The sequence below is a fragment of the Hymenobacter miniatus genome (assembly GCF_016427455.1).
Lineage (GTDB): Bacteria > Bacteroidota > Bacteroidia > Cytophagales > Hymenobacteraceae > Hymenobacter > Hymenobacter armeniacus.
On the sequence record NZ_JAELXR010000005.1, the window covers coordinates 284,924 to 302,624 of the forward strand.

At 62.2% G+C, this 17,701-nt stretch carries 16 protein-coding genes; 12 read left to right on the plus strand and 4 right to left on the minus strand.

What is annotated here, in order from left to right:
* Window positions 1-99: 99 nt before the first annotated feature.
* Window positions 100-1,203, plus strand: coding sequence for an Mrp/NBP35 family ATP-binding protein (locus tag JAO73_RS10185; protein WP_198976947.1), 1,104 nt, complete (start codon window positions 100-102; stop codon window positions 1,201-1,203).
* Between the two features lie 14 nt (window positions 1,204-1,217).
* On the plus strand, window positions 1,218-1,469 hold the full coding sequence (locus JAO73_RS10190) for a NifU family protein (RefSeq protein WP_198976948.1): 252 nt from the start codon (window positions 1,218-1,220) through the stop codon (window positions 1,467-1,469).
* 71 nt (window positions 1,470-1,540) lie between these two features.
* On the opposite strand, the gene JAO73_RS10195 is transcribed toward JAO73_RS10190, so the two are convergent.
* Window positions 1,541-2,146 (minus strand): SET domain-containing protein, encoded by a 606-nt coding sequence (locus JAO73_RS10195; protein WP_198976949.1) that lies wholly within the window; start codon window positions 2,144-2,146, stop codon window positions 1,541-1,543.
* Between the two features lie 118 nt (window positions 2,147-2,264).
* On the opposite strand from JAO73_RS10195, the gene fahA reads away from it, so the two are divergent.
* Complete coding sequence (fahA, locus tag JAO73_RS10200) at window positions 2,265-3,551, plus strand: fumarylacetoacetase (protein ID WP_198976950.1); 1,287 nt, start codon at window positions 2,265-2,267, stop codon at window positions 3,549-3,551.
* 563 nt (window positions 3,552-4,114) lie between these two features.
* Here fahA and JAO73_RS10205 read toward each other — a convergent pair.
* From JAO73_RS10205 to lpxK, 3 genes are read right to left on the minus strand one after another with little or no spacing between them, the layout of a single operon-like run.
* Window positions 4,115-4,711 carry a MiaE family protein gene (locus JAO73_RS10205; RefSeq protein WP_198976951.1) on the minus strand — a complete coding sequence of 199 codons (597 nt, stop codon included), beginning with the start codon at window positions 4,709-4,711 and terminating at the stop codon, window positions 4,115-4,117.
* A 10-nt stretch (window positions 4,712-4,721) separates the two neighbouring features.
* Entirely contained in the window at window positions 4,722-6,830 is a 2,109-nt protein-coding gene (locus tag JAO73_RS10210) for a putative porin (protein WP_198976952.1), read from the minus strand.
* 1 nt (window position 6,831) lies between these two features.
* Window positions 6,832-7,899 carry a tetraacyldisaccharide 4'-kinase gene (gene lpxK, locus JAO73_RS10215; protein ID WP_198976953.1) on the minus strand — a complete coding sequence of 356 codons (1,068 nt, stop codon included), beginning with the start codon at window positions 7,897-7,899 and terminating at the stop codon, window positions 6,832-6,834.
* Between the two features lie 54 nt (window positions 7,900-7,953).
* Here lpxK and JAO73_RS10220 point away from each other — a divergent pair, with 54 nt between their 5' ends.
* The 9 genes from JAO73_RS10220 to JAO73_RS10260 all read left to right on the plus strand — a co-directional run bounded on the left by JAO73_RS10220 (window position 7,954) and on the right by JAO73_RS10260 (window position 17,522).
* Window positions 7,954-8,643 carry a uracil-DNA glycosylase family protein gene (locus JAO73_RS10220; protein WP_198976954.1) on the plus strand — a complete coding sequence of 230 codons (690 nt, stop codon included), beginning with the start codon at window positions 7,954-7,956 and terminating at the stop codon, window positions 8,641-8,643.
* Between the two features lie 60 nt (window positions 8,644-8,703).
* A complete protein-coding gene (locus JAO73_RS10225) occupies window positions 8,704-9,825 on the plus strand; it encodes a Nif3-like dinuclear metal center hexameric protein (RefSeq protein WP_198976955.1) in 1,122 nt (373 codons plus the stop codon).
* Entirely contained in the window at window positions 9,815-10,576 is a 762-nt protein-coding gene (locus tag JAO73_RS10230) for a zinc ribbon domain-containing protein (RefSeq protein WP_190922211.1), read from the plus strand. The genes JAO73_RS10225 and JAO73_RS10230 overlap by 11 nt, the downstream gene beginning before the upstream one ends.
* Window positions 10,577-10,670: 94 nt before the next feature.
* Window positions 10,671-12,239 carry a tetratricopeptide repeat protein gene (locus JAO73_RS10235; RefSeq protein ID WP_198976956.1) on the plus strand — a complete coding sequence of 523 codons (1,569 nt, stop codon included), beginning with the start codon at window positions 10,671-10,673 and terminating at the stop codon, window positions 12,237-12,239.
* Between the two features lie 89 nt (window positions 12,240-12,328).
* Window positions 12,329-13,600, plus strand: a complete 1,272-nt coding sequence (pabB, locus tag JAO73_RS10240; protein ID WP_198976957.1) for an aminodeoxychorismate synthase component I — start codon at window positions 12,329-12,331, stop codon at window positions 13,598-13,600.
* A 129-nt stretch (window positions 13,601-13,729) separates the two neighbouring features.
* Window positions 13,730-15,166 carry a tRNA (N6-isopentenyl adenosine(37)-C2)-methylthiotransferase MiaB gene (gene miaB, locus JAO73_RS10245; RefSeq protein ID WP_198976958.1) on the plus strand — a complete coding sequence of 479 codons (1,437 nt, stop codon included), beginning with the start codon at window positions 13,730-13,732 and terminating at the stop codon, window positions 15,164-15,166.
* 41 nt (window positions 15,167-15,207) lie between these two features.
* Complete coding sequence (locus JAO73_RS10250) at window positions 15,208-15,666, plus strand: four helix bundle protein (RefSeq protein WP_198976959.1); 459 nt, start codon at window positions 15,208-15,210, stop codon at window positions 15,664-15,666.
* Entirely contained in the window at window positions 15,653-16,945 is a 1,293-nt protein-coding gene (locus tag JAO73_RS10255) for a sigma-54 interaction domain-containing protein (RefSeq protein ID WP_198976960.1), read from the plus strand. Before JAO73_RS10250 ends, JAO73_RS10255 begins: the two co-directional genes overlap by 14 nt.
* Window positions 16,946-17,045: 100 nt before the next feature.
* Complete coding sequence (locus JAO73_RS10260; RefSeq protein WP_317191216.1) at window positions 17,046-17,522, plus strand: LptE family protein; 477 nt, start codon at window positions 17,046-17,048, stop codon at window positions 17,520-17,522.
* The last annotated feature ends 179 nt before the right edge of the window (window positions 17,523-17,701 follow it).

Below are 17,701 nucleotides of genomic sequence, written 5' to 3' on the forward strand. Positions count from 1 at the left end.
TTTTTGATAGTTAGACCTGCATTTTTGCATCTTCCGAACCGCTCCGGCGCTTCCGGGGTTATCTTTGCGGCCCGCCCTTCCGGCGCCTAGCCCACCCCCATGATGATTACCAAAGAAGCCGTTCTCAAAGCCCTGAGCTACGTGGAAGAGCCCGACCTGGGCCAGGACCTCGTGACGCTCAACATGATTGAGAACATTGAGATTGACGGCCTTACCGTCGCCTTCACCGTGGTGCTTACCACGCCCGCCTGCCCCCTCAAGCAGCTCATTCACGACGCCTGCGAGCGCGCCATCCACACCATGGTGGCCAAAGACGCCAACGTGGTGATTACGATGACCTCGCGCGTGACCACCGGCCGCCACAACCGCGGCGACCTGCTGCCCGGCGTGAAAAATATTATTGCCATCGCCTCCGGCAAGGGCGGCGTGGGCAAAAGCACCGTGACGGCCAACCTGGCCGTGGCCCTGGCCGCCACCGGCGCCAAGGTGGGCTTGGTCGACGCCGACATTTCGGGCCCCAGCATGCCGGTCATGTTTGGGGTGGAGAACGAAGCCCCGCACGTGTTCCAAGGCCCCAACGGCAAAAACCTCATTCAGCCCATCATCAAGTACGGCGTGAAGCTGATGAGCATCGGCTTCCTGGCCCCGGCCGAAAGCGCCATTGTGTGGCGCGGGCCCATGGCCTCGTCGGCGCTCAAGCAGTTCATCACCGAAGTGGATTGGGGCGAGCTCGACTACCTGCTGCTCGACCTGCCGCCCGGCACCTCCGACATTCACCTCACGCTGGTGCAAACCGTGCCCGTGACGGGCGCCGTCATCGTGACCACGCCGCAGAAAGTGGCCCTGGCCGATGCCCAGAAAGGCCTGCAGATGTTCCGCCAGCCGCAAATCAACGTGCCCGTGCTGGGCGTGGTGGAAAACATGGCGTGGTTCACGCCGGCCGAGCTGCCCGAGAACAAGTACTTTATTTTTGGCGAAGGCGGCGGCCAGCGTCTCGCCGCGCAGCACGACATCCCGCTGCTGGGCCAGCTGCCGCTGGTGCAAACCATCCGCGAAAACGGCGACCAGGGCCAGCCCGCCGTGCTCGACCCCAAATCCGAAGTTGGCCAGCGCTTTGCCGAGTTGGCCGAAGCCGTGGCCCGACAAGTAAGTATCCGCAACAACGTGGCCCCCAAAACGGCCGTCGTGCAGATGAATTCCTAATAATGTCCGTGGAAATGTCAACCGTCGCCCCAGCTTTCGAGCACCCCCTCATGCCCCGGATTGAAGCGGCTCTGGACACCCTGCGCCCCTACCTGGCCACCGACGGCGGCAACGTGCGCGTGGCCAACATCACGCCCGACGGCGTGCTCCAGCTGGAGTGGCAGGGCGCTTGTGGCGCCTGCCCCATGTCGCCAATGACCCGCGCCGGCCTGGAAGACACGGTGAAAAAAGCCGTGCCCGAAATCACCGCCGTCGAGGCCAAATAAGCCAACTGCTTACGCAACGCGGCCGTTGTAGCCCGCGTCCTCACGCCGTGTAGCACGTGCGGGGACGCGGGCTACGACGGCCGCGCTGCTTTTTCCTGGTAATAGCAGTTCAATATGGACGCCATTGGGCGCTGGCCGTTGGCCACGGCCAGCACCTCACGCCGCTGCTCTGGCGCTAAAAGCGCCAAAAGCGGCTGGGCTACCCCGTTGAATGCCGTAAAGGCCGAGAGCAGCTGCGCGTCCCAGTCGGCGTGGAAACGGAGCAAGTCGTCGGGCAGGGCTTGGGTGCGCGGGCTGCCGGGCTCGGGCAGGCAGTCGAAGGGCTCGGTGAGGTTGAGGTAGCCGTAATCGTCGGTGAGTTCCTCGCCGGGATGGATGTCGCGCACGGCCAGTTCGCAGTTGTAGGCCGTGCTGATGCAGCTAGACCGAAAGCTGTGGTTGACGAAGCGCGAATGGTCGCCGCACAGCACGTAATCGCCGTGATGGTCGCGGTAGCAGTATTTTTCCAGAAAGGCCTGCTGCAGCGGGTGCATCAGGGCCAGGGCCGCGGGTGAGATAATCTGGTCAAGGGAATCGAACACCCAGGTGATGGTGCCTTTGGGAATCAGCGCGGTGGCCACCACGCCGAAGCCAACTTCGGGGCTGATGAAACGCAGTTCGGTATCGGGGTGAATCATGCAGGAAGCAGCGGGAAAAGGAGGAGACGCAATGTTTGCAAAAAACGGCAGCCAATCAAGCTGAACAGCCCGAAAGCACGGCCTTGCCCTACTTTTGCGCCGTACCCTTTCTCCCGTCATGGCCACTTCGCCCAACTCGCCTGCCCTCCGCTCCTGGATTGACATTGCCCCCGGCTCCGATTTTCCCATTCAAAACCTGCCTTTTGGCGTGTTCGAAACCGAGGAGCGGGGCACGCGCCTGGCCGTGGCCATCGGGCGCTACGTGCTCGATTTGTACGCGGCCAGCCAGCACGGCTTTTTTGAGGACCTGACCGAATTGGGCGACGCCCAGCCCAAGGTGTTTCGCCGCCGTTCACTCAACGGGTTTCTGAAGCTGGGCCGGCCGGCGTGGCGGGCCGTGCGCCAGCGCGTGAGCGAGCTGCTGCGCCACGATGAGCCCCGCCTGCGCGACCACGAAGAGGCCGTGCGCGCCTGCCTGCTGCGCCAGTCCGAGGTGCGCATGCTGCGCCCGGTGAAGCCCAGCAACTACACCGACTTTTACAGCAGCATCGAGCACGCCACCAACGTGGGCACCATGTTTCGGGACCCGGCCAATGCCCTGCTGCCCAACTGGCGCCACCTGCCCATCGGCTACCACGGCCGCACCAGCAGCATCGTGGTGTCGGGCACTAATATCCGCCGGCCCAACGGCCAGCGCAAAGCCCCCGACGAAGCCGCGCCCACCTTCGGCCCCAGCCGCCAGCTCGACTTTGAGCTCGAAATGGCCTTCGTGGTGGGCACCGGCACCGAACTGGGCAGCACCGTGCCGCTGGCCGAAGCCGAAGAGCACATCTTCGGCCTGTGCCTGTTCAACGACTGGAGCGCCCGCGACCTGCAAAGCTGGGAATACGTGCCGCTGGGCCCGTTTCTGGGCAAAAACTTTGGCAGCAGCGTGGCGCCTTGGGTGGTGACGCTGGATGCGCTGGAGCCCTTCCGCACGCCCGGCCCGGTGCAGGAGCCCACGCCCCTGCCCTACCTGCAGCAAAGCGGCGCGCACAACTTCGACGTGCACCTCGAAGTGGCCCTCACGCCCGCTGGCGGGCCCGAAACCACCATCAGCCGCACCAATTTTGGCCTCATGTACTGGAGCATGGCCCAGCAGCTCGCCCACCACGCCTCCAACGGCTGTAACCTCGAAGCCGGCGACCTCTACGCCTCCGGCACCATCTCGGGCCCCACGCCCGACTCGCTGGGCTCGATGCTGGAGCTGGCCTGGCGCGGCACCCGCCCCGTGCCCCTGGCCAATGGCTCAGAGCGCAAATTCCTGCTCGACGGCGACACGGTGACCATGCGTGGCTTTGCTGAAAAGGATGGCGTGCGAATTGGCTTTGGCGAGGTGCGCGGGACCGTGCTGCCGGCACTATAGTGCAAAATGAAACGGCGAAGAAAAGACGGGTATTGGTATGATGTCCTGATGGGCGGCTTTCAGGCCGCAATCGTACTAACCCTCCTCATCATAGTTTTCTGCGCTTCACTGGGCTTCGGATTTACCCCACTGCCTGCTGCAATAATAGCCACACTAATTGTGGCATATTATCAGTGGAAAGACGACAACTTCTGTTCTGTTACAACAGGGCTTACGAGCGAGGAAAACAACCAATTAATCAGCACAGCCCTTGACTCCGTGAATTGGGGCTACAATTCCAATACAACAATTAAAGAGCCTACTTTAAACCAGTATCTCTTTAAATTTCTGAGTCCGGAAATCATTTCCCAACCCAATATTATTTTTCTAAATTTTCAGTATCGTTCTACGTCTCGCACCGGCAGACTGCCTTTCTTTTTCGGCATTAGCTCTTATTACAAGAATAGATTTATTAAAGCCCTCAAGAGGCAACTGACACGGTGCAGCTAAGGCATTTCTCAACTACCAGGAATCAAACTAACTAATAATTAAGCTGTAAGCCGGTGTCGATTCTATTGTAATGCCTAGTGCATCCGGTCATCGCGCACGGGCAGATTGGTGATGATTTCGCCTTCGATTTTCAGCAATTCCTGTAGCCGTTCGTCCACCTGTTTCGGGTCGCAGTATTCCTTGGCCAAGTCTACATAGCTCACGAAGTGCGCGGCTTCGGACACCATCAGCTCGTAGTAGAATTTACTAAGCTCCTGGTCGGCGATGTTTTGCCAGAGCAGCTTAAACCGCTCGCAGCTGCGCGCTTCGATGAGGGCCGACACCAGAAGTTGGTCCATGAGCTGACGCTCGCGGGCGCCGCCTTTGCGCACGTGGGCCAGCAGCTGCACCACGTATTCGTCTTTGCGGGGGCGGCCCAGGGCGTAGCCGCGCTTGCGCAGCTCCAGCAGCACCCGCTCGAAGTGGCTCCACTCCTCGGCCACGAGGTCGGTCAGCTCGTCCACCAGCCGCGTTTTCTCGGGGTAGTGGATAATCATGCTGATGCCGGTGCTGGCGGCTTTTTGCTCGCACCAGGCGTGGTCTACCAGGATGTCCTCGATGTTTTTCTCGGCGATATCGACCCAGCGCGGGTCGGTGTTCAGTTTCAATTTCAGGATGGTTTTCTCTTTCATTTCCTGATTCCTAGTTAAAGAAATTCCATTTCACGCCGAACTGAAAGCGGCGCGGGTACCCGGTGTAGTACGGGGTGGTGAAATAGCCGTCGCCCAACAGGCCCTGGTTGATGTAGGCCATTTTGAGGAACACCGACACGGCTTTGATGTCGGCGGTAAGAAACACGTTGGCCACGGCGTAGTTGCGGATGGTGAACGTGTTTTGCTGGTAGAACTGCTGCGTGCTGGGGCTGTAGTCGAAGGCCCGGTAGCGCGACTGATAGTACACCTCGGCGCCAATCTGGCTGAACAGCGCCCGGCGGAAAATGTAGCTTTCGTAGTACACCCGCGAGTTGCTCACCAGCGCGGGAATGCGCAGGCCGTTCACGTCGCCGCCGCGGGTGTAGGTGGCCTGGTTGTCGAAGGCCACCCGGCCCAGGTGCACTTGGTGCCGGGCCGCCAGCACCTGCAGGTTGCGGGCGGTGGTTTCCTGCGTGGGCATGGCGGTGGTGTCGTAATACACCAGATTGCCGATGTTGACCAGGCTGGCGCTGGCTTCGAAGTGCTGCTGGTTGAGCAGGCCGAGGTCGGGCAGTTTCACCCGCAGGCGGCCGGTGAGCTGGGTGGTGTTGGTGTTGCTGAATTCGGTGGCCGAGCCGGGCAGGTGGTGCCACTCGTAGTTGTTGCCCACCAGCTCCTGCTGCGTGAGCGTGGGCGCGTACGACGTGCTTAAGGCTTCAGCCGACAGCGGCCCGGTGCGCACCGAGGCCCGGGCCCAATACTCAGGCCCGTTCTGGGCAGGCCCGAAGGACACGGGGTGCAGCTCGCCCGCCGCCTCCACGGCGTAGATGGTGCGGTAGTTGAAAGCCGCCGTGCCCCCAAAAAACACCTCGTTGAACGTGCGGCGCGGCGCGGCCTGCTCCAGGCGCAGCCCGGTATTGATTGCCCCGCCGAAGTCCTGGTTGTTGACCAGCGCCCGCGACACTAGGCTGGCGGTGCGGTAGCGGCCGTAGAGGCGGTACTCCACCGCCTTGGTGCGGCCCAGCACGCCGGCCGTGTTTTCCACCTGCGCAAATTCCACGCGGTCGAGAATGGCGGCCGTGTTGCGCAGCACCCGGGGGTAGTACAGCACGCGGGGGTAGAAGTTTTCGGCGGTGTTAAGCCGCTGGAGGGCCAAATCGGAAAAGCTGTTGTACTGGCGCTTGGCGTCGAAGGTGTGGTACACGGTGAGGCCGCGGCCCAGCAGCCGGTAGGTGTGCGTGAAGTAGAATTCGTCGCGGTCCTCGTTGTTGGCAGCTTGGGTGAGGTACACGCGCTGTTGGGCGTATTTGAACAGGTCGGCAGGTGTTTCTTCGCTGCCCGGGCCGGGAATGCTGTCGTTGATGCCCGCTCCCTCCGGACGTATGCGCGTTTTTAGCGGCCAGACGCCGCCCTGCTCAGCGGCGCGGTGGCGGGCGTTGCTGAAATTGAACAGCAGGTGGTAACGCTCGTCTTCGGTTTGGTAACGGCCGAAAAACAGCAGGTTGGAATGTTCCACCAAGCCGGCCCGCGGGCTAGTAGTGGCCAGAATCTTGTTCGAGGCAATGCGTTCGTAGGCAATGCCCACGCTGAAGTTTTTCCTCAGGCTGCGGCTGTAGCTGAACTCAAACACCTGCTCGCCGGCGCCCGACTGGATGTAGCGGAAAAACGAATACGGCGAGCGGGAGTCGTAGTACGGCACCTTGCTGGCGTCGCGGGCGTATTTGTCGAACACGTTGCGGCCCAGGCGGGCCCCCAGCTGCAGGTTGGGCTGGTAGAGCAGCGGCCGCGTGGCGGTGCCCACGGCACCCAGGTCCTGCTGAAACGTGGTGTCGTGGGTCCAGAACCGCTCCTGCGGAAAGTGCGTGAGCGTGGTGTCGAGCAGCGTGCCGGCGGTGGAGTCGCGCAGCACCTCGGCCTCGTAAATGACGCGGGTGGTTTTGGGGCCATACACCACCTTGGTGGAGTCGTCGAGCACTTGGGCGCGGGCGGCGGGCGCGGCCAGCCGCACCAGCAGCACCAGCAGCGCGCCCATCGACCGCGGCCAATTAATCAAAAATCCTCGTTGCGGGGCCTTCAAACAGGTATCGGATGCGCCGGAGCCCGGCAGGGTTAAAATCATTTCAGCAGGGCGAAGCGCTTCGGCCGGGCAGCAGCGCCCGCAACACGTCGGCGCCGTTGCCCAAAAACGCTACCTGCACCGGAATGGTATAGGTGTGAAGGGCCAGCGCCGGCCGGCCGGCCCACAATTCGGGGCGCTGCAGGCGCGTCGCGTCCTTTTCGGTGGTAAAAATAGGCCAGCCCAGCTGCCAATGCGCTTGCAGCGCGTCGAGGTCGGCCGGCTGGAAAGCGTGGTGGTCCGGCAAGTTCGCGTGGTGAGCAATGATATACCCCTGACCTTCAAGATGCTCCTGCAGCGGCTGTGGCTGCGCAATGCCCGTGAGCAGTAGCGCCGGGCCCGCGGCCGGGGCCGCCAGCTTCTCCGCGTGGCTCAGCGGCCGGGGCGCGCCATACGCGTACGCCGAAAACAGCACCGGCACCGCCGGCCGCGCATACGGCCGGATGCGCTGCGCCACCGCGGCCTGTGCGGCTTCGCTCAAATCGGGCGGGCATTTCGTGACGATGACCACATCGGCCCGCGCGGCACCGCGGCGGCTTTCGCGCAGGCGGCCGGCGGGCAGCACATGGTCTTCGTAGAAAGGGCGGGCGTATTCGGTGAGCAGCACGTTCAGGGCCGGGCGCACGGCGCGGTGCTGGTAGGCGTCGTCGAGCACAATGACCGTGACTTCGGGGTGCGCTTCCAGCAACAGCGCCACGCCCAGGCCGCGCTTTTCGGCCACGGCCACGGGCACTGCCTGCGCCGCAAACTGCGTGTGGTACTGCCAGGGCTCGTCGCCGACGGTAAGGGCCGAATCGGCGGCCCCGGCCAGGCGGGGGCCGGTGGTTTGGCGGCCGTAGCCCCGGCTGAGAATGGCCGGGCGGTGGCCCTGGCGCAACAGCTCTTCGACCAGCCAGATGACGTGGGGCGTTTTGCCGGTGCCGCCCACCCGCAGGTTGCCCACGCCCAGCAGCGGCACCGCAAAAGCTTCCGATTTCTTCCAGCCCGCGTCGTACAGCCAGTTGCGCACGGCCATGACGCCGGCATAAAGCCAGGAAAACGGCAGCAGCAACAACAGCAGCAAACGGGCCATACGCCCTCAAAAGTACGGCGGGTTTGGCCGGCACCCGGCGCGTACTTTTGGGCCATGACCACGCTGGCCGACCGTTTGCTGCACTTTCTCACCACATTTCCGCTGCCCCAGGCCTTGCCCGCGGGCGTCGAAGCCCAGAGTCCTTTTAGGGAAGCGTCGGTGCGGGAACTGCTCAGCCGGTTTGCCCAGAAATTTTACGCCGACAACCAGCCCCGCGTGGCCCTGCTGGGCATCAACCCCGGCCGGCTGGGCATGGGCCGCACCGGCGTGGCTTTCACCGACCCCACCGCCCTGGCCGAGCACTGCGGCATTGCCAACGACCTGCCGCGCGGCCGCCCCGAGACCTCCACGCAGTTCGTCTACAAAGTCGTTTCGGCCATGGGCGGGCCAGCGGAGTTCTACCAGCATTTCTACGTGAGTTCCCTCTACCCGCTGGTGCTGCTGAAAAACGGACTGAACTACAATTACTACGACGCTCCGGCGCTCGTCAAAGCCCTGTGGCCGGACATCCGGCTTTCGCTGCGCCAGCAGGTGGAGGAACTGGGCCTGCGCCGCGATGTGGCCGTGAGCCTGGGCAAGCGCAATGGCGACTTTTTTAAGCGCCTGAACGCGGAGCTGGACCTGTTCAAAGAAGTCATCGTGCTCGACCACCCGCGCTACCTCATGCAGTATAAAAGTCGTAACGAAGCCGCCAACGTGGCGAACTACGTGGCCACGCTGGGCAACTTGATTAATGAAGAATAAGGGCACGCCTCAACTGCTCTCGCCATCCTCCTCGTCATTCCCTCTTTCTCTTTTTGAAAAATGCCCACCGTTCAAGACCTCGCCCGCCTGCTCGAAGCCGCCGCGCCCCTCGCCTATCAGGAAAGCTACGACAACGCCGGCCTGCAATGCGGCAACCCGCAGGCCGAAATCACCGGCGTGCTCATCACCCTCGATTGCACGCCCGCCGTGGTGGCCGAGGCCGTGCGGCGGGGCTGCAACGTGGTGGTGGCGCACCACCCGGTCATTTTTCGGCCCCTCAAGCGGCTCACCGGAGCTAATGAAGTGGAGCAAACCATCATTGCCGCGCTTAAAAACGACGTGGCCATTTACGCCGCCCACACCAACCTCGACAACGTGCGCGGCGGCGTCAACGACAAGCTGGCCGAGAAGCTGGGCCTGTTGAAAACCCGTATTTTGGCCCCGCAGAGCGGTATCCTGGCCCGTCTCATCACCTACGTGCCCAACCGGCCCGACGACCAGCAAGCCGACGTGGCCGGCCGCGTGCTGGCCGCGCTGTACGCCGCCGGCGCGGGCCAGGTCGGCCGTTATGCAGCTTGTAGCTTCCAGACCGAAGGCACCGGCACGTTCACGCCTGGCGCGGGCACCCAGCCCGCCATCGGGGCTGCAAATCAGCCCGAAACCGTGGCCGAAAAGCGCCTGGAAGTGCTGCTGCCGCTGCACCGGCAGGCGGCGGTGCTGCGCGCTTTGCGTGCCGCGCACCCCTACGAGGAAGTGGCCTACGAGCTCATTAAGCTGGAAAACGTGCACCAGGACGTAGGCGCTGGCCTGGTGGGCGAATTGGCCGAGCCGCTGGCGCCGGCCGCATTCCGGCAGCTGCTGAAGCGGCAGCTGCTGGTGCCGGTGGTGCGCCACACGGCGTTCGAGAAACCGATTAAAACCGTGGCGCTATGCGGCGGGGCGGGCGCGTTCCTCATCGGCGCGGCGCGGGCGGCGGGGGCCGATGCCTACGTGACCGGCGACGTGAAATACCACGAGTTTTTCGGGGCGGAAGGCCGGCTCATGCTCTGCGACGTGGGCCATTTCGAGAGCGAACAGTTCACCGGCGAGGTGTTTCGGGATTTGCTAACGGCCGGATTTGGACGTACTTTTGCGGTCTTAATCGCTGAAACCCCTACGAACCCCGTTCAATATGACTGCTAAAAGTGCCGCCGTGGCTCCCGCCGACGTTCCCGTAGCCGCCAAGCTCGAAGCCCTGCTCACCCTGCAGCACCTCGACTCGCAGCTCGACGAAATCCGGCGCGTGCGGGGCGATTTGCCCGAAGAAGTGCGGGATTTGGAAGACGAAATTGCGGGCTACGAAGTGCGCGTGAAGAAATTTGACGAAGAAATTCAGGGTCTGAACGACTTCATCAAGAGCCGCAAGCAAGCCAGCAAAGACGCCGAAAGCCTCATCAAGAAGTACGACGAGCAGCAGCAGAACGTGCGCAACAACCGCGAGTTCGAAGCCATTGCCAAGGAAATTGAGCTGCAGCGCCTGGAAATCCAGATTGCCGACAAGAAAATCAAAGAGGCGCAGTACCAGATTGACGTGAAGAATGCCGAAATCAGCGGCACCAAGTCGAAGCTGGACGAGCGCCGCAAGGACCTCGACAACAAGAAATCGGAGCTCGACACCATCGTGGGCGAGAACGAGGAAGAGGAGCGCACCATCATGGCCCAGCGCGAGGAAGCCACCAAGCCGGTGGAAGACCGCCTGCTGACGGCCTACACCCGCATCCGCGGCAACGTGCGCAACGGCCTGGCCGTGGTGTTGGTGCGCCGCGACGCCTGCGGCGGCTGCTTCAACACGGTGCCGCCCCAGCGCCAGGCCGACATCATCTCGCACAAGAAAATCATCGTGTGCGAGCACTGCGGCCGCATTCTGGCCGACGTGGAAGCCCGCGCGGTTTAAGCTCGACTAATGAGCAACTCACGAATCTGACTTGCTGATTGAAATCGTAAAAAGGAACGGCCGCGCGTCGTTCCTTTTTTTGTTAAGTTACCCTATGGCATTGTTGGCCGGTATTTCTGTATGCGCTGCTTTTTTCCGGCGCTGGGTGGGCGTGCGGCGGCTGGGCGGGGTGGCGGGCTGGCTGCTGGTTTCAGGCTTTGCGATGCCACCGCAGGCCAGTACGCCCGCCGAACAGCCCAGCACTGCCGCGGCGGCTGGCGAACTCACGCCCGCCAGCCGCCGGGCCTATGCCGAGGTGCTGAAACTGCGCCTGGGGCCCGCCCGCGAACTGCTCCGGTCCGAGCTGGCCGGTGCCCCCAAGGCGGCCTCGCCCCTGCTGGTGGCCAACTGCATCGACTTTGCCGAACTTATTCTAAGCCAGGACCCCAGCCGCTTCGATGCATCGGAAGAGGCGCAGGAAGCCCGTTTGGAGGTGCTCGATAAACAACCGGCCAGCGCCCTGCGCGACTACGCCCGGGCCGAAATCACGCTGCACCTGGGGCTGAGCCAGCTGCTGTTCAAGCACGTGGTGATGGGCGGCTACCACCTACGCAGCGGCTACCGCCAGATGCAGGACGTAGTGAAGCATTACCCAAGTTTTCTGCCGGCGCGCAAGACGCTGGGCATTTCGCAGTTTGCCGTGGGCTCCCTGCCCGAGGGCTACCACTGGCTGCTGAGTTTGCTGGGCCTGACGGCCGACTCGAACGAAGGCCTCCGCAACTTGGCGCTGGCTGCCACCCAGGCCCACGACTTTCAGACGGAAAGCCAGATTTACCTGAGCTTAATTCGGGAAGGCTACTACAAAAAGCCCGAGGAAGCCTTGCGCCTGGCCGAGCGCCTGCACGCCCAGCAGCCCGACAACCTGCTGTTTTCTTACCTACTCATCAGCATCAACAAGCGCCAGCACCACGGCGAGGCGGCGCTGGCCGCCTACCGCGCCCGGCCTACCGGCCCGGGCTACCAGCCGGTGCCCTACCTGCGCCACATGGCCGCCGACCTGCTGCTGTACCAGGGCGACTACGCGGCTTCGGAACGCGAGAACCTGACGTTTTTGCGGGAATACAAGGGCGTGCATTACCGCAAGGATGCGGCCTTTAAGCTCTACCTGGCGGCGTGGCTGGGCGGGGCGCCGCCGGCTGCGGTGGCCCGCTACCGCGCCCAAATCAACGAGCCCGGCCCTACCGACGTGGAGGAGGACAACTACGCCCAGCACTACTACCACGAGGCCCAAGCCCTGAACCCCATACTGACCCGCGCTCGCCTGCAAACCGACGGCGGCTACAACCAGCAGGCCCTGGCCACGCTGCGCTCCTTCCGCGTGACGCCCGCCACGCTCTGGCGCGACCGCATCGAGGAGCCCTACCGTCGGGCCCGCGCCTTTCAGGGCCTGGGCCGGCTCGATTCGGCCTGGTTTTACTTTGAGCGCACGCAAACGGTGGCCGGCCCGAAAGCGCCGTATTATTTTGCGCCCCAGGCCGCGCTCCAACAAGGCTACATGGCCAAAGACGCCGGCAAAAAAGCCCAGGCCCGCTTTTATTTTGAGAAGGCCCTGCGCTACCCCTGGCACGAATACAAAAACAGCACCGACGCCAAAGCCACGCTGGCGCTGCGCGAGCTGAAATAACCCCGGCCGCTGGGGGCTTGTTGGCATGGCGCTGTCCCTCTGGCTCCTACTTGAACCGCTTTCCCGTGTCTGTTTCCGCGGCTGCTCCTGTGCTTGTTTCTTTGGCCGATTTGCCCGCCGATTTTCGGTGGCGGGCCGTGCAGTGGGCCGCGCAGTTTCCGCATTGCGCCTACTTTGAATCCAACGACGCGGCTTACCCGGAAGGGCCTTTTCGCCGCATCCTGGCCGTGGCGTCGGCGCAGGCGCAGGCGCAGGCAGTAGAGTCGTTGGCGGCACTTGAAGCAGATACCTCCCCGGCCGTATTTCGGTGCGGGTTCATCACCTACGACGTCAAAAACAATATCGAAGCCCTTTCCAGCCACAACGCCGACGGCATGGGCTGGCCGCGGCTGCATTTCTTCGCGCCGGAAACCTGGCTGTGCTGGCGAGAAGACGCCGTGGAAGTCCACGGCGCAACCGCCGGGGTGCTAGCCCAAATTCTGGCCCAGCTGCTGCCCGCCACTCCCGCACCGCACGTGCCCGTGCTACGGCCCCGCCTGCCCAGGGCGGAATACCTGCGCGCCGTGGAAGCCATTAGAACGGATATTCTGAATGGCGAGGTTTACGAGTTGAATCTGTGCCAGGAATTCTACGCCGAGCAAGTCTCGCTGAATCCCGTCGACGTGTTTTGGCGGCTGATGGCGGCGTCGCCCGCTCCCTTCGCGGGCTTCGTGCGCTGGCACGACCGGTTTTTGCTGTGCGCCTCGCCCGAACGGTTTGTGGCCCGGCGGGGCCAGCGCCTTTTGTCGCAGCCCATCAAGGGCACCATCCGGCGCGGGGCCACGCCGGCGGAAGACGAGCAGCAGCGCAATGCCTTATTACACGACGAAAAAGAGCGCGCCGAAAACCTGATGATAGTGGACTTGGTGCGCAACGACCTCGCCCGCGTGGCCCAAACCGGCACCGTGCGCGTGCCCGAGCTCTTCGGCCTCTACCCCTTCCGCCACCTCTGGCAAATGATTTCGACCGTGGAAGCCACCGCCAGGCCCGACGCCACGCTGGTCGACGTGCTGCGCGCCGCCTTCCCCATGGGCTCAATGACGGGCGCGCCCAAAATCCGGGCCATGCAGCTCATCGAGCACTACGAAAACGCCCGGCGCGGCCTCTACAGCGGCAGCATCGGCTACGTGTGGCCCAACGGCGACTGTGATTTCAACGTCGTCATTCGCTCGCTGCAATACCGGCAGGACACGGGCTACCTCAGCTTCCAGGTCGGCTCCGCCATTACGTTCGACTCGGACCCCGAGCGGGAGTACGAAGAGTGCCTGTTGAAGGCAAAAGCCCTGCTGGAGGTGCTGGGCGCAACTATCAATGAGCAATAAACAGTGAACGGTTAGCAGTGAACAATTTGTAACGATTTCTGCTAACTGTTCCCGGCTTCCGTCTCTGCCATTCTGTCATTTTACCAAGCGAAGCTGTATCTTTGTCGTCCGCCGAAACGCGCTATAATTATGCCCCAGCCCCTCTTAACTCTTGATTTTTTAGATACTGCCGCCCCCGCTGCCGAGGCTACGCCCAGCGGCGAGGTGCGCATCACGGCCGCTACCCGCACGGGTCGGCAGCGCAAGCTCTACATCGAGAGCTACGGCTGCCAGATGAATTTCTCGGATTCCGAAATCGTGTCGAGCATCCTCTTCGATGAAGGCTTCGATACTACCGACGACCTCGCCAACGCCGACTTGGTGTTGCTCAACACCTGCTCCATTCGGGAGAAGGCCGAGCAAACGGTGCGCATGCGCCTCAAGCAAATCAACTCGCACAAAAAGCGCAAGCCCGGCATGCTGGTAGGCGTGCTCGGCTGCATGGCCGAGCGCCTGAAAAGCAAGTTTCTGGAAGAAGAAAAGATAGTGGACCTCGTGGTGGGCCCCGACGCCTACCGCGACCTACCCGGCCTCATCAGCCAGGTCGACGGCGGCCAAAAAGGCGTGAACGTGTTGCTGAGCCGCGAAGAAACCTACGCCGACATCACGCCGGTGCGCCTGAACTCGAACGGCATCACGGCCTTCATCAGCATCATGCGCGGCTGCGACAACATGTGCTCCTTCTGCGTGGTGCCTTTCACCCGCGGCCGTGAGCGCAGCCGCGACGCGCACAGCATTGTGCAGGAAGCCCAGGCCCTGGTGGCCGCCGGCTACAAGGAAGTGACGCTGCTGGGCCAGAACGTGGACTCCTACAAATGGGCCAGCGCCGACGGCTTGGAGCACGTCAACTTTGCCCAGCTGCTGGAACGCGTGGCCCTCATCAGCCCTGCGTTGCGCGTGCGCTTCTCCACCTCGCACCCCAAGGACATCACCGACGAGGTGCTGCACACCATGGCGCGCCATGACAACATCTGCAAGTACATCCACCTGCCCGCCCAGAGCGGCAACTCCCGCGTGCTCGCCCTGATGAACCGCACCTACGACCGGCCCTGGTACGAGGAGCGGGTACAAGCCATCCGCCGCATTTTGGGCGACGACTGCGCCATCTCGACGGACATGATTTCGGGCTTCTGCTCCGAAACCGAGGAAGAGCACCAGGACACGCTGAGCCTCATCGACTTCGCGCAGTACGACATGGGCTACAACTTCTTCTACTCGGAGCGCCCCGGCACGCTGGCCGCCCGCAAGCTGGAAGACGACATTCCGCTGGAAGTGAAGAAGCGCCGCCTGCAGGAGGTCATCGACCGGCAGCAGGTGCACGCCCGCGCCCGCTACGCCCGCATGGTGGGCAAAGTGCACCAGGTGCTGGTAGAAGGCCCGTCCAAACGCTCGGCCGAGCACCTGAGCGGCCGCAACAGCCAGAACCAAGTCGTCATCTTCCCAAAGCAAAACTTTCAGAAAGGCGACTACGTGAACGTACTGGCCACGAGCACCACCGGCGCGGCTTTGCTTGGCGAGGCTGTTTAGTTGTCAGTTGCTCGTTGTCAGTTGTTAGATTGTTCTATCGGATGGAAAGGTCTTATACCGAATTGAGTGTTTGGCTGCAAAGTCGGCAACTGATTAAACGAGTTTATGAATTGACCAAACAGTTTCCGAAGGAAGAGCTGTTTGGCTTGACCAATCAAATGCGCCGGGCAGCGGTTTCTACTCCTTCGAACATCGCCGAAGGCTGCGGACGGCAGCATACCCGCGACACACTGCAGTTTCTGTTTGTTGCCAGGGGCTCCTTGTTTGAAGTAGAGACCCAATCCTATCTAGCTCGCGATTTAGCCTATTTAGCTGAAATAGAACTTCAGGAATTGCTGGCTGCAGTGACGGATTGCAAAAAGCTACTGCAGGGCTTTATCCGCTACTACCGCTCCCTGCTACCAGCATCACAAGTTGCCGAAGATGCCCCCAGGTACTTCTCTGACAACGGACAACTAACAACTGACAACGGACAACTAGCTAGCTTTGACACCTTCTGAAATCCAATCCATTAAGCTCCGGTTCGGCATCATCGGCAACGCGCCGGCGCTGAACTACGCCATTCAGGTGGCCGCCCAGGTGGCGCCCACCGATATGACGGTGCTCATCACCGGCGAAAGCGGGTCGGGCAAGGAGTCGTTTTCCAAGATTATCCACGCCTTGTCGCCGCGCAAGCACGGGCAGTTCATCGCCATTAACTGCGGCGCCATTCCCGAAGGCACCATCGACTCCGAGCTGTTCGGCCACGAAAAAGGCTCCTTCACCGGCGCCAATGAGGCCCGCAAAGGCTATTTCGAGGTTACCAACGGCGGCACCATCTTCCTGGACGAAATCGGCGAGATGCCGCTCGGCACGCAGGCCCGCCTGCTGCGCGTGCTGGAAAATGGTGAGTTTATTCGCGTGGGCTCCAGCAAGGTGCAGAAAACCGACGTGCGCGTGGTGGCCGCCACCAACGTCAACCTGCTTGACCGCGTGCAGGCCGGCACCTTCCGCGAAGACCTATACTACCGCCTGAACACGGTGCCCATCACGGTCCCACCGTTGCGTGAGCGGGGCGAGGACATCTACCTGCTTTTCCGCAAGTTTGCTTCCGATTCGGCCGAACGGTACCGCACCCGCCCCATCACCCTGACGCCCGATGCGGTGCAGGCGCTGACTCGCTTCCGCTTCCCTGGCAACATCCGCCAGCTCAAGAATATTGCCGAGCAGATTTCGGTGCTGGAAACCGAGCGCGAGCTCGACGCCCGGCGGCTGGCGCCCTACCTGCCGCAGGACCAGACCAGCCGCCTGCCCATGCTGCTGGGCCCCGGCGCCCCCGAAGGGTCGGCGGCCGGCTATTCGGAGCGGGACCTGCTCTACAAAATCCTGTTCGACATGCGCCGCGACATGACGGACCTCAAGAAAATGGTGCTGGAGCTGGCCACCGGCCAACGCCCCCACGAGGCCCAGGAATTGCTGCGGCAAAACAGTCACCTCTTCAGCAATACCGGCGCCGCCGGCGCGTTTGACGGCAACGCCGGGGCCGAATACTTCCTGCCGCCTGCGCCGAACACCTACAACACCGAGCCTACCACCGGCTACGACGACGAGGCTCCGGTAGAGGATATTCCGCACGAAACCGAGGAAGAAACCCTGTCTCTCGACGTGAAGGAACGCGAGATGATACTCAAGGCGTTGAAAAAGCACAACAACAAGCGCAAGTACGCTGCTCACGACTTGGGCATCTCGGAGCGCACGCTGTACCGCAAACTGAAGCAATATGACCTGGAGCAAGTTTGAATCGGCACTGCAAGCTATTAGTCACAAGTCACTTGCTTTTAGCAAGTTGAACAACTGGTGTCGCGTACTGGCTTGCGGCTTGTGGCTGGTAGTTTGCAGCGTGCTGACCAGCTGCGGCATCTACTCATTCAATGGCACCAACATCGACCCAGCGGTGCGCACCATCTCCATCTCCACCATTCAGAACAACGCGCCGATGGGCCCGGCCTTTCTGACGCAGCGCTTCACCGAGGATTTGAAGGACTATTTCCAGCGCAACACCAACCTCAAGCTGGTGCCGCGCGACGGCGACCTGCAGTTCGACGGCAACATCATTGCCTATGATTTTGCTCCGGCAGCCATTCAGCAAGTGGGCGGCGTGAGCCAGGCCGGCTCCAACCGCCTCACCATCCAGGTCAAGATTCGCTTCACCAATTCTAAAGACGACAAGCAGAGCTTCGAGCAGGTGTTTCAGAACTTCGATGACTTTGCGGCCGACCGCAACATCGCCACGATTAACAACGACCCCAACGCCGTGCGCACCACGACGAACAAAATCATCACCGATATTTTCAATAAATCGGTGGCCAACTGGTAGGCAGATGCAAGCCGCGGTTCGATAAGCCTCAACCGGTGAGGCAATTGCCACAGGCGAGGTTGGCTCGTCCCCATTTTGTTGTGGCGCAAGCGCGCGGGTATTTGCGTAAATTGACGTAATGTTGCGGCCCCATTCTTGCGCCGATACAGCGAATTTCAGGAATTTGCCTGTTCGCTTCT